Annotated in this window: 13 protein-coding genes, 1 rRNA gene and 1 riboswitch; all 14 genes read left to right on the plus strand. The window is 30.8% G+C overall.

Annotated features, from left to right (window positions below):
- The first annotated feature begins 9 nt into the window (after positions 1–9).
- A 5S ribosomal RNA gene (gene rrf / locus SPD90_RS07775) occupies positions 10–126 on the plus strand.
- 307 nt (positions 127–433) lie between these two features.
- Positions 434–1,675 (plus strand): glutamyl-tRNA reductase, encoded by a 1,242-nt coding sequence (gene hemA, locus SPD90_RS07780; protein WP_320924850.1) that lies wholly within the window; start codon positions 434–436, stop codon positions 1,673–1,675.
- 18 nt (positions 1,676–1,693) lie between these two features.
- Positions 1,694–2,989 (plus strand): glutamate-1-semialdehyde 2,1-aminomutase, encoded by a 1,296-nt coding sequence (gene hemL, locus SPD90_RS07785; protein ID WP_320625537.1) that lies wholly within the window; start codon positions 1,694–1,696, stop codon positions 2,987–2,989.
- A 125-nt stretch (positions 2,990–3,114) separates the two neighbouring features.
- Positions 3,115–4,161, plus strand: a complete 1,047-nt coding sequence (cobT, locus tag SPD90_RS07790) for a nicotinate-nucleotide--dimethylbenzimidazole phosphoribosyltransferase (RefSeq protein ID WP_320625536.1) — start codon at positions 3,115–3,117, stop codon at positions 4,159–4,161.
- 21 nt (positions 4,162–4,182) lie between these two features.
- Positions 4,183–4,743 (plus strand): bifunctional adenosylcobinamide kinase/adenosylcobinamide-phosphate guanylyltransferase, encoded by a 561-nt coding sequence (cobU, locus tag SPD90_RS07795; RefSeq protein ID WP_320625535.1) that lies wholly within the window; start codon positions 4,183–4,185, stop codon positions 4,741–4,743.
- 4 nt (positions 4,744–4,747) lie between these two features.
- The gene (cobS, locus tag SPD90_RS07800; RefSeq protein WP_320924851.1) at positions 4,748–5,518 is read left to right on the plus strand and encodes an adenosylcobinamide-GDP ribazoletransferase; all 771 of its coding nucleotides are present in this window, start codon (positions 4,748–4,750) and stop codon (positions 5,516–5,518) included.
- Positions 5,519–5,538: 20 nt separating this feature from the next.
- Positions 5,539–6,147, plus strand: a complete 609-nt coding sequence (locus tag SPD90_RS07805; protein ID WP_320924852.1) for a histidine phosphatase family protein — start codon at positions 5,539–5,541, stop codon at positions 6,145–6,147.
- A riboswitch (cobalamin riboswitch) is annotated at positions 6,147–6,305 on the plus strand. Its footprint overlaps the gene before it by 1 nt.
- A 152-nt stretch (positions 6,306–6,457) precedes the next feature.
- Positions 6,458–7,990, plus strand: coding sequence for a cobyric acid synthase (locus tag SPD90_RS07810; protein WP_320924853.1), 1,533 nt, complete (start codon positions 6,458–6,460; stop codon positions 7,988–7,990).
- Positions 7,991–8,008: 18 nt separating this feature from the next.
- Entirely contained in the window at positions 8,009–9,373 is a 1,365-nt protein-coding gene (locus SPD90_RS07815; RefSeq protein WP_320924854.1) for a cobyrinate a,c-diamide synthase, read from the plus strand.
- A gap of 1 nt (position 9,374) precedes the next feature.
- A complete protein-coding gene (gene cbiB, locus SPD90_RS07820; RefSeq protein ID WP_320924855.1) occupies positions 9,375–10,334 on the plus strand; it encodes an adenosylcobinamide-phosphate synthase CbiB in 960 nt (319 codons plus the stop codon).
- A gap of 24 nt (positions 10,335–10,358) precedes the next feature.
- The gene (locus SPD90_RS07825; protein WP_320924856.1) at positions 10,359–11,426 is read left to right on the plus strand and encodes a pyridoxal phosphate-dependent aminotransferase; all 1,068 of its coding nucleotides are present in this window, start codon (positions 10,359–10,361) and stop codon (positions 11,424–11,426) included.
- A 4-nt stretch (positions 11,427–11,430) separates the two neighbouring features.
- Positions 11,431–12,333 carry a GHMP family kinase ATP-binding protein gene (locus SPD90_RS07830; RefSeq protein ID WP_320626594.1) on the plus strand — a complete coding sequence of 301 codons (903 nt, stop codon included), beginning with the start codon at positions 11,431–11,433 and terminating at the stop codon, positions 12,331–12,333.
- Positions 12,306–12,935 carry a cobalt-precorrin-8 methylmutase gene (locus SPD90_RS07835; RefSeq protein WP_320924857.1) on the plus strand — a complete coding sequence of 210 codons (630 nt, stop codon included), beginning with the start codon at positions 12,306–12,308 and terminating at the stop codon, positions 12,933–12,935. The genes SPD90_RS07830 and SPD90_RS07835 overlap by 28 nt, the downstream gene beginning before the upstream one ends.
- Positions 12,936–12,943: 8 nt before the next feature.
- Positions 12,944–13,270, plus strand: a 327-nt coding sequence (locus SPD90_RS07840) for a cobalt-precorrin-5B (C(1))-methyltransferase (RefSeq protein ID WP_320924858.1), incomplete at its 3' end; no start/stop codon positions are given.

Below are 13,270 nucleotides of genomic sequence, written 5' to 3' on the forward strand. Positions count from 1 at the left end.
TAAAGATTATGTGGTTATTATAGCAAAGAGGATACACCTGTTCCCATTCCGAACACAGAAGTTAAGCTCTTTAGCGCCGATGGTACTTGGTGGGTGACCGCCTGGGAGAGTAGGACGTAGCCACGTAATCTTTTTTTATTTTTTGTTTAATAATAATTTTCATATATCTTTTCTTTTAAAATTTGAATTTTTTACATTCATTTTCTATTTAGATTTCAATATTTAAGATAAAATTTTGCTTTATTTTGGCGTAGTATATTAAAATAATTATTAAAAAAATTTGTAGTATTTTTATAAAATGATATAATCATTTTGAGAGGTATTGTTGAAATGTATATGTTTGTACCGATATTATTTTAATAAGTAACAGTTTATGAATTTTGCTATAGGTTAAGGTGTTGAGTAGGGAAATCTTAAGATATGGAGGAATAATATGGACATAGGAGTTGTAGGGGTAAATCACAATTTGGCTCCAATAAATGTTAGGGAATCAGTATCTTTTACAGATACTAAAAAAATTGAAGCTATAAATATGCTACTAGATAGAGATATAAATGAAGTAGTTATCCTTTCTACATGTAATAGAAGTGAAATATATATACATGCAGAAAACATAGAAGAAAAAGTTGATGAATTAGTAAATTTTTATAGCGAATATTTTGGAGTTAAAGACATAGACAAATATTTATTTAAAAAGACGAATTTAGATGCAGTTAAACATTTATTTGATGTTACGGCAGGTTTAGATTCTATTGTACTAGGAGAGGACCAAATTCTTGGGCAGGTGAGAGATTCTCATGAGTTTTCAATGAAATTAGGTGCAACTAAAAAAGTTTTCAACAAGTTATTTAGAGATGCAGTTACTACATCTAAAGAGATAAAAACAATAACAAAAATATCACAACAGCCTCTTTCAATTAGTTATATAGGCGTAAAGCTACTTAAAGAGAAAATAGGAAGCTTAGAGGGAAAAAATGTTTTAATCATAGGATTAGGAAAGATGAATTTGCTTACATTGAATCACTTAAAAGAGGAAGATGTAAAAAATATTTATATAGCTAATAGAAATATTGAAAAAATAAAAGAGATAGAGAACAAATTTGACAATATAATTCCAATCAAATACAGCGATAGATATAAAATATTAGAAGAAGAGTCTATAGATATAATAGTAAGCGCAACGTCTTCGCCACATTTAGTAATAAAATACGATGAAATGCCTAAATTAGACAAGAAGGTATATATAATGGATATTGCGCTACCTAGAGATGTAGATACAAAGCTAAAAGAGCTCGATTATGTTGAATTGTACGATATCGATGATTTAAAAGAAATTCAAGATAAAAATGATATAAAAAGAAATGAGCTAGCACAAAAAGCAGAAAAGATTATAGATGAAAAAATAAATGAATTTTTAGAATGGCTAGATTTAACTTTTATGGATCCAACAATACAATCGCTAAACTGTAAATGTAAAGAAATAAAGGAAGATACTTTAGATTATATTTTTAGAAAAATAGATTTAAATCAACATGAAAAGAAAATCATCGACAAAATGGTGGGTTCTGCATTAAAAAGAGTGATTAGAGAGCCTATTATGAATTTAAAACAAGTAAAAAATAAAGGTCAAAGAGAAGAATATATAAAAGTCATTGAAGATTTATTTGAGATATAAAATATGGAGGTTATGAGAATGAAACATACTAAATCAGAACAATTATTCAAAGAGGCAGAAAAATACATTCCAGGTGGGGTCAACAGTCCAGTTAGAGCATTTAAATCAGTAGGATTAACACCAATATTTGCAGATAAGGCTCATGGAGATAGATTGACAGATGTAGATGGAAATGAATACATAGATTATATCTGCTCATGGGGACCACTTATGCTAGGACATAGTCCAGAGTTTATGTCAGAAGGACTAGAAGAAATGGCAAAAAGAGGAACAAGCTACGGAGTTGCTACAGAAATAGAAATAGAAGTTGCAAAAATAATAGTTGATGCATATCCAGCAATAGACCAAGTGCGTATGGTAAACTCAGGAACAGAAGCTACTATGAGTGCTTTAAGAGTAGCTAGAGGATATACTAACAGAAATAAAATACTTAAATTCGAAGGTTGCTATCATGGACATTCTGATGGGTTACTAGTTCAATCAGGTTCAGGAACTATAACTTTTGGTGTGCCAACAAGTCCAGGGGTACCTCAAGATATCGTAAAAAACACTTTAGTATGTAGATACAATGATATAGAAGATGTAAAAAGAGTTTTTGAAGAACAAGGCGACGATATAGCAGCAGTAATAGTTGAAACTGTATCAGGAAATATGGGTGTTGTTCCAGGGACTCAAGAATTTATGCAATTCTTAAGAGATATCTGTACAGAATACAAGACTGTTTTAATATTTGATGAAGTTATAACTGGATTTAGACTAGCTTACAATAGTTCTATCGGATATTTTGGTATAGAACCAGATATGGTATGCTTTGGTAAGATAATAGGTGCAGGTATGCCAGTCGGTGCGTACGGAGCTAAAAAGGAAATAATGTCATGCGTATCTCCAGTAGGTCCTGTATATCAAGCAGGTACATTATCAGGAAACCCACTTGCTATGTTTTTAGGAAAGAAAAATCTAGAAGAATTAAGAGATAATCCACAAATATACACTGAATTAGACAGAAAAGGTAAGATGCTACAAGAAGGTATAGAGGATAATCTTAAAAAATTAGGATTAAACTATACTGTAAATAGAGCAGGTTCATTAGTATGCTTATTCTTTACATCAGGTCCAGTTAAGAACTTCGATGATGCATCTAAATCTGACATAGAAAAATTCAATTTATACTTTAAAGAAATGTTAGACAGAGGAATATTAATTGCTCCAAGTCAATATGAAGCTATGTTCTTATCTTATGCTCATACAGATGAAGATATAGAATACACTATAAAATGTAACTATGAAGCATTAAAGGCTAGTCATAATTTATAAAATAATATTGGCATGACAAAAAAATAACTTAAATTACAAAATTCTACCTAAATTAGTAGAAAGTTGCTAAATTAACTTATATAATCTATAATAGATGTTTTTTAAAGTTAGGAGGAATACAAACGATGAGTTTAATTGAAAGTATATGTAAAAATATATATCCTTTAGATGCTCGTTTTATGGAACAAGCAAAGGCTAGACAAGACAGATTAATAAAGCCTGAAGGAAGCTTAGGAAAATTAGAAGACATAAGTATACAATTAGCAGGTATATATGGAAGTAAATATTTTGATACTACAAAAAAGATAATATTATCTTTTGCTTGTGATCACGGGGTATACGAAGAAGGTGTAGCACCTCACCCACAAAATATAACAATACTACAATCTAAAAATTTCCCAAAAAGAATAAATGGTGTAGGAACAATTTCTAAATTCGTAGGTGCTGATGTTCAATTAGTAGATGTCGGTATCAATAGCGATGAACCGATTGAAGGAGTAATCGATTGTAAAATAAGAAAGAGTACTTCTAATATGGCTAAAGGTCCTGCAATGACAAGACAAGAAGCTATAAGATCAATTGAAATAGGAATAGAAACTTGTGAAAAATACATACAAGATGATTACAAAGTAATCGGTATAGGAGAAATGGGTATAGCAAATACTACTCCATCTACAGCTATAATATCTGTAATCGCTGGATGTGATCCTCAAGAAATAACAGGTATGGGAGCTGGTCTTAAAACAGAATTAATAGCTCATAAGGCTGAAGTAATAAGAAAATCAATTGAAATAAATCAACCAAATCCTACTGATGGAATAGATATATTACAAAAGGTCGGAGGATTTGAAATAGGTGCTATGGCTGGTGTTATATTAGGATGTAGTGCAAATAGAGTGCCTGTTGTTTTAGATGGATATATATCTTATGCAGCTGCTTTAATAGCCTACAATATAAATCCAAGATGTAAAGAATATATGATAGCATCTCACCTATCAGCAGAACCAGGGGCTAAAAAAGCTTTAGATTTATTAGGATTAGATCCATTCTTAAATATGGATATGAGACTTGGTGAAGGTAGTGGTGCTGCTTTAGCATTCAATATGATAGAAGCTTCAAACTTTGTTTATAAAAATATGCTAACTTTTGACGAAGTTGATATGGGAATGTAGACAATAATTAAGGAGAAAAATATGAGCAAAATTATTTTAGTCACAGGTGGTGCTAGATCAGGAAAAAGCGGTTTTGCAGAATCTTTGTGCAAGGCGAGAAATAATAGTACTGCTTATATTGCAACATCAGTAGCCTTTGACGACGAAATGAAGGAAAGAGTTAGAAAGCATCAAGAGAGTAGACCTCAAGAATGGCAAACATATGAAATATACAAAGACATATATACTATAATCGATGAAATAAGCCAAAAACACAGTACAGTAATACTAGATTGTATAACATTATTAGTAAATAATTTAATGTTTGTAGATGGTATAGACATAGATAATGCTACAGAACAAGAGATAAATGAGCTGGAAGAATACATAAAGGATCAAGTGAGAAAGTTAATAGAGGAAGTTAAGAAGACTGATTTATACTTTGTCATGGTTACTAATGAAATCGGCTTAGGCGTAGTTCCTAGCTATAAATTAGGTAGAGTTTACTGCGATTTTGTAGGAAGAATAAATCAAATGCTTGGAAAATTAAGCGATGAAGTTTATTTCACAGTTTGTGGAATTCCTACAAAGATAAAGGGGTAAGGATATGAACAGATTTATTTCGATATTACAATTTTTGACTAGAATACCTATAAGAATAGAAACTGGATTTGACGAAGAATTTCATAAATCAATAGTATATTTTCCATTAGTAGGCTTTGTTATAGGCTTAATAACATATGTTTTTGGTTGGCTTTCATTAGCTATATTTGATCCATTTGTAAGTGCTATAGTAATTACACTTATAGAGGTTTTAACAACAGGAGGACTTCATATAGATGGATTAGGTGATACATTTGATGCTCTATACAGCAATAGAGATAAGGAAAGAATTTTAGAGATAATGAAGGATTCTAGATTAGGAACAAATTCTCTTCTTGCTATAATGTTTTTAATTTTATTAAAAATAGGCTTTATCAATTGCTTAATACAAAATAATCTATTATGGATAGTTATATTTATGCCAGTTGTAGCTAGAATTGGAGCTGTGATTATGACATACAAGACAGTAACTCCGAGAGCGAAGGGCATGGGAAATCTATTTATAGGAAAAGGTACTATGAATATGATTATAATTTCTGTAATGTATTCATCTGCGTTAATTATAGTGTTTGCAAAATTAATTTTTTTACAACGAAATACAATAATTATGGTAGCTTTAAGTTCAATTTTGTTCATAATAGTATTTGCACTGTTATTTAAAAATCATGTATATAAAAAAATCGATGGTATAACAGGTGATATTTTAGGATGTACAATAGAGCTTGGAGAAGTATTTTATTTAATATATATTTATCTACTAATATCAGTGATTTAATATTGTAGGGAGACATGAATATGAAAAAATTAATTTTAGTACGTCATGCAGTTACTGATGATAATGAGCTTGCGAAATTATCTGGACATATAGATAGTAGGGTAAGTGAAGAAGGAAAAATACAAATAGAAAAACTTACAGACTATTTAAAAAGTGAAAAAATAGACGAAATTTATACGACTACATCAAGTAGGACAAAAGATACAGTTAAGTATTTAGCTGAAATAAATAAAATAGATATACAAGAAAGTGAAGCCTTGAAGGAAATCAATTTTGGAGATTTCGAAGGAAAGGACTTCAAAGAGATACAAAAAAACTACCCTGATGAATTTAATAAAATGATAAATGAAGGATATGAATATAAATATCCAAACGGCGAAAGTTTAATTGAATGTTATGAAAGAGTATCTAAAGAGATAAAATTAATATTGGAAGATGCTCAAAATAATAGTACAATATTAATATGTTCTCATGCAGGAACTATAAGAAATATTTTAACTTGTTTGATATCAGATACATTTGAATATCACTGGAATTTCAAAATTGAAAATGCTTCTGTGAGTATTGTAGAAGTAGATAATGGATTTGCAGTGATCGATAAGTTAAACGATACGAGTTTTTTAAAATAGAATATTAGATTGATTTATTTTAGGGAAAAGGTAAAAGCCTTACAGCCCCCGCTACTGTGAAACGGACGAAACTATAAAAACCACTGTTTGAAAAAATGGGAAGGTATAGGAGTAGGATGAAGTCAAGTCAGGATACCTAGGTAAATTGATTAATGAGAGTTAAAATCTCGGGGTGAAGATTTTGTTTGATAAATACGAAAAATCCTAGCCTTTTTGCTAGGATTTTTTGCTTACAATTTTTTACATTATAAATAAAGTAGATAATAATTTGAGTAAAAATATAATAGCATTCAGAAAAGGGGATAAGATGATGAGTAAGAAAATAATGTTTCAAGGGACAGCATCAAACGTTGGAAAAAGTATAATAGTTACTGGATTATGTAGAATACTTAAGCAAGACGGATATAATGTCATTCCTTTTAAATCTCAAAATATGGCTCTTAATTCCTTTATAACAAAGGAAGGCCTAGAAATGGGAAGAGCACAAGTATCACAAGCAGAAGCATGTGGACTAGAGCCTATAGCAGATATGAATCCTATACTACTTAAACCATCAGGAAACAATAAAAGCCAAGTTATTGTAAGGGGTAAAGTAGTAGGCGATATGGATTCTCCAGAATACTTTAAATATAAATTACAGCTAATGGATGTATTAGGAGATATATTTAAAGAATTTGAAGATAAATATGATGTCGTAGTTATGGAGGGTGCAGGAAGTGCAGCCGAAATAAACCTAATGGAAAGAGATATTTCTAATATGGGAATGGCTCAAATAGCAGATGCACCAGTAGTTTTAATTGGCGATATAGACAGAGGCGGAGTATTTGCATCTATTGTAGGAACTATGGCTTTGCTTAAGGAAGAGGATAGAAAGAGAGTAAAAGGTGTAATAATAAATAAATTTAGAGGAAGAAAAGAGCTTTTAGATTCTGGTGTAAAGATGCTAGAGGACATAATAAAGGTTCCAGTTCTAGGAGTTGTGCCTTATACTGATATAAAAATTGAGGATGAAGATAGCGTTACTACAAGATTTAAGAAGCAAATGGGAGTAAATGACATACATATAGAAATAGTTAGAACTCCACATATGTCTAATTTTACTGATTTCAATATATTCGAAACACAAGAGGATGTAAGCATTAGATATGTCGATTATGGCGGATCTCTAGGCAATCCAGATATAGTTATTATTCCAGGAACTAAGAGTACAGTAGACGATTTGATGTTCTTAAGAAGAAATGGACTTGAAGAACAAATAAAAGAGCTACATAGAAGAGGAAAACTAGTTGTAGGTATTTGTGGTGGATATCAAATGCTAGGTAAGAAGCTAAAAGATCCATATCATGTAGAAAGTGATTTAGAAGAGGTAGATGGAATAGGACTTCTAGATACAGAAACTACTTTTGAGCTTGAGAAGACTACAACTCAAGTAGATGCTATTATAGATAAAAATCTTACAGGATATTTTGCTAACTTAGAAGGCAAAAGAGTTAAAGGTTATGAGATACATATGGGAATTACCGATAGAGGCGACGGTATTAAAAATCTATGTACAATAGTGGAAAAATTAGGAGAAGAAGTAAATTACACAGAAGGAAGCGTAAATTCTGAATGTAATGTTTTTGGAACTTATCTCCATGGAATATTTGACGACATAGATTTTACAAGAACAATTCTAAATAATATAAGAGAGATGAAAGGTTTAGATAGAGTAGAAAGTAAGGTCAAATCTTTTAAAGAATTTAAAGATAAAGAATACGATAGATTGGCAGATTTCTTGAGAGAACACTTAGATATAGAAAAAATATACGAAATTATGTCTGAAAACGAAGAAAGTAAATAAAAATAATAGGTGGTAAAAATGAAAAAAATTTTAATTGCAGGAACAAATAGTGGTGTCGGAAAAACTACTATTTCATTGGGGATAATGCAGGCACTTACAAAGAGAAATTTAAAGGTTCAGCCTTTTAAGGTAGGTCCTGACTATATAGATCCTTCTTATCATACTTTTATAACAGGAAGATATTCTAGAAACTTAGATTCATATATGCTTGAGGACGAAAAAATCAAGTATATAGTAAAGGAAGCTTCTAAGGATGCAGATATATCTGTTGTAGAAGGAGTAATGGGATTATATGATGGATACGGAATAGATTTAGATGATTGTACAAGCTCTTATACATCAAAGATATTAAAGGCACCGGTTATATTAGTTATAAATGCAAAAGCAATGGCGGCTTCTGCAGCAGCTATGGTGCTAGGGTATAAGTTGTTAGACGAAAATGTAAATATAAAAGGTATTATAACAAATAATGTAAAAAGCGAGAGCCATTACAAAACATTAAAAAGCGCCATTGAAAAATATACAGGAATAGAAGTTTTGGGATATTTCCCACCAAACAAAAGCTTCTCGCTAGAATCTAGACATTTAGGACTAATCCCAAGTGTAGAAATGGATTCTTTAAAACAAAAATTTGATAATCTTGCAGATGAAATAGAAAAATACATAGATGTAGACAGAATAATAGAATTATCAGAAACAGAAGAAATAGAAAGCGATTTTGATTTAGATAAATTTGTAGCTCAGCATAAAGTAGAAAATAAATCTATAGCAGTTGCCTTTGATAAAGCATTTAATTTCTATTATAGAGAAAATATAGAGCTACTAGAAAAGCTAGGATTAGAAATTAAATACTTCAGTCCAATGGAGGACAAAGAAGTGCCTGATGCAGATTATATCTATATAGGAGGAGGCTTCCCTGAAATATTTGCAAAGGAACTTCACGATAACAAATCTATGAAAGAGTCTATACTAGAAGCTCACAAAAATAATATTCCGATATATGCAGAATGTGGAGGATTGATGTATTTAGGCGAAAAGCTAGAGGATCAAAACAAAGAATTATTTGATATGGTTGGAATATTTAAAGGAACAAGTATCATGACATCTTCATTAAAGAGATTTGGCTACTGTAATGGAAAAGCAAAGGTAGATACAATCTTAGCGAAAAAAGGACAAATTATAAAAGGTCATGAGTTCCACCACTCAGTATTTGAAAGCGAAGAGACTTGTGCCTATGAAATGACAAAGGAAAGAAACGGAGTAGTCATTGACACATGGGATGGTGGGTATAGTAGTGGAAATACCCTAGCGACTTATTTACATACACATTTTTACAATAATTTAGATTGTATAGCAAACTTTTTAGAAAAGGGAAATAAATAAGATGAATATTTTATCATTATATATAGGATACATTACAGATTTAATTATAGGAGACCCTTATTCATTTCCTCATCCAGTTAAATATATAGGAAAATTAATAAAGGTTGTAGAAAATTCCGTAAGAAAAACAGCAAAGACAGATAAAGGTTTAAAGATAGGTGGGTTTTTCTTGTGGTTCGTAACTGTTGGAACAACTTTTGCAGTAACCTATTTAGTTATGAGGTTGGCAAGATTTAATACAGTAGTTTATGTTATAATAAATTCGATTGTGATTTATACGACTTTGGCTACTAAATGCTTAAAGGATGAAGCTAAAAAGATTTATGAGGTTCTAAAAACAGGAGATCTTCAAAAATCTAGAACCCAACTATCTTACATAGTAGGGAGAGATACAGCTAATTTAGATGAAAAAGAAATAATAAGGGCAACAGTAGAAACAGTTGCAGAAAATACTGTAGATGGATTAATCGCACCATTATTTTATGCTTTTATAGGTGGGGCACCACTTGCTATGGCATACAAAGCGATTAATACATTGGATTCAACTGTAGGATATAAAAATGAAAAATATCTTCATATAGGCTTTGCTTCAGCAAAAATAGACGATATAGCAAATTATATTCCTTCAAGAATATCAGTTATTTTATTTACTATAGGCAACTTTTTCTTAGGGAATGACTATAAAAATTGCTTTAAAATAGCTATTAGAGATAGAAAAAATCACAAAAGTCCTAACTGTGCTTTTTCAGAAGGTGCAGTAGCAGGAGCACTTGGAATCCAATTAGGTGGCACAAATGTTTATTTTGGAGAGGTAGTTTACAAGCCAACTATTGGAGATAAAACTAGAGAAATAGAAGTAGAGGATATAGCTAGAACAAATAAAATTCTATATGCTACATCTTTGACATCTATGTTAGTATTTACATTATTTTACATATTAATATATATGATTATTATGTAATTACTTGTTATGAGGAGGATTCGTATGAAGGATTTAGGTCATGGAGCTAATGTCGACAATATGGCTAAGCAGTTTGGAAAAGATGAAAAGGACATAATCGATTTTAGTTCAAATGTAAATCCACATATAATTTCCAATTTAGGAAAATATGTTTTGGAAGGGTTAGAAAAAAGTAGAAGTTATCCAGATATAAATTATACTAATTTGAGAAATAACATTTCTGAATATATAAATGTAGATAGCGAACTGATAATTCCAGGTAATGGAGCTACAGAGATTATATATCTACTTATGAAGAGTATAAAAAAGAGAATTGCGATATTAAACCCTACTTTTTCTGAATACGGTAGAGGGGCTAAATTAAATAATTTAGAAGTAATAGACTTTCATTTAAAGGAAGAAAATAATTTTAGCATTGATTTAGATGAGATACAAAATAATATGGACAGGTTTGATAGTTTATTTGTATGTAATCCAAACAATCCAAATGGAAAGGTCAAGAATTTAAATGAATTATTAGATTTGATGATCGAAAACGATAAGCTTTTAATTGTGGATGAAACTTTTATGGAGTTTGTAGGAGAAGAGGAAAAATATAGCTTAATAGGTAGAATAAATCAAACAGAGAATTTATTTATCTTAAAGGCTGTGACTAAGTTCTTTGGAATGCCAGGCCTTAGATTAGGATATGGTGTTACTAGCAACAAGCAAATTATAAAAAATATATATGAATATAAAGAGCCTTGGACTATAAATTCTTTTGCAGAAAATTTATCTAATTACTTATTCAAGGATAAGGACTATATATCTAGTAGCAAGGAATATTATGTCAATGAAAGAAAATTCATGTTACAAGAGTTGAGAAACATACCGAAATTAAAAGTTTACGATACAGATACAAATTTTGTTCTTATGAAATTAGAAGATGGTGAGTCAAATTCACTGAAGCTAGAGCTTTTCGAAAAGTACAACATACTTATAAGAGATGCTTCAAATTTTATTGGACTTGATAAGGGTTACTTCAGAGTGGCTATAAAAAGTCACGAGGACAATAAAGCTTTGATAGAAGCGTTGAAAAAAACATTGGGATAATCGTATGAAATTTTACGGAGTATGTCCAGCGTCTTGTGGTGAGTTTGTACAGGGAGTTTTAGATAATGAAGAGTATTTATCATCATATGCGATCAATTTATTTTCAGTGGCAACTTTAGAAGAAGGTAAGGAAGTTATACACACAGGACCTAAAAAATCGAGACGAGCTATGGAGCTTGTATTTGAAAAATTTAATATACCTGTGGATGAAAGCAAAAAAATATCACTAAATATAAACAGCCAAATACCTATAGGAAAGGGAATGGCGAGTTCTACTGCTGATATCGGAGCTACTATAAATGCTACATTATCTATGTTGGGTAAGACCTTGACTGGTGAAGAAATTTCAAAATTAGCAGTAAAAATAGAAGCTACGGATTCATTATTGTTGAATAGACACAGCATATTTAATCCGCTTACGGCAGATATAAAAAAATATATGGGTGGTATTAGTAATGCAAAAGTAGTTATATTGGAGCCAGATGATATTTTAGATACAAAGTCGATTAGAATGACTCCAAATTACAGAATGTATAAGATGCAAAACAAAGAAATCATAAAAAAATCTTTCTCATTATTAGATGAAGGTCTGGATAAAAATGATTTGAGTTTAGTTGGAAAGGCTTGTACATACAGTAGTTTGGCAAATGAAAATATACATAAAAAGCCATTTCTTAAAGAAATTATAGAGATTTCCGATAAATTTGGATGCTATGGGGTAAATATTGCTCATAGCGGAACAGTTATTGGAATTTTGATGGATAAGGAAATGGACGACAAGAGAGTAATTCAATATTTGAGAGAAATTGAAATATCAAAATACTACAAAAAAATATACACATCAGATATTATCGATGGAAAAATTAGGGAGGAAGTAGAATGGAATATATTAAAGACCCAAAAATGATAGAAACTAGAAGTTTTGAAATAATTCAAGGAATAATAGACGATATTAGACCAGGGTACAAATTTAAAAATGAAATAGAAGAAAAAATAATCAAAAGATGTATCCACACAAGTGCAGATTTTGAATACTTAGACATATTAAAAATATCAGAAACTGCTGTGGATAAAATAATAGATGCATTAAAAAATAAATGCACAATATACACAGATACTAACATGGCTTTAAGTGGAATCAATAAAACTAAATTAAACGCATTAGGCTGTGAATATAAATGTTTAGTTGCAGACGAAAGAACAAAAGAACTAGCTAAAGAAAAAGGAATAACTCGTTCTATGGCAGCCGTTGAATTAGCTATGAAGGATGAAGGCAGAAAAATATTCGTTCTTGGAAATGCGCCAACAGCTTTATACAAGGTTATAGAAATGTTTAATGCTGGATGTAGTGTAGATGCAGTTGTAGGTGTTCCAGTTGGATTTGTCGGTGCTGCTGAATCAAAATATACACTAGAACAAACAGAAATACCTTACATAGTATCAGAAGGTAGAAAAGGTGGTAGCAATCTAGCTGCTGCAATAATTAATGCCATATTATATTCAATGTAGGTAACACTATGGAAGAATATGTATATATAGACGGTAAAAAATACAGAAGAGGATATACTACAGGATCTTGTGCAGCTGCAGCATCTAAGGCTGCGACATATATGCTAGTTACTCAAAGAAAATTAGAGTCAGTCAACATAGATACACCAAAAGGAATCTATTTGACACTAAAGCCTGAAAATATAGAAATAAACAAAGAATATACTATTTGTTCTATAAAAAAAGACGGTGGAGATGACATCGATGCAACTCATACTATGGATATTTTTGCGAAGGCTGAGATGATAGACAGAGTTAATGAGGGTGAAGACATCTATGTTACAGGTGGAATAGGA

Source organism: Intestinibacter sp. (assembly GCF_034113885.1).
Lineage (GTDB): Bacteria > Bacillota > Clostridia > Peptostreptococcales > Peptostreptococcaceae > Intestinibacter.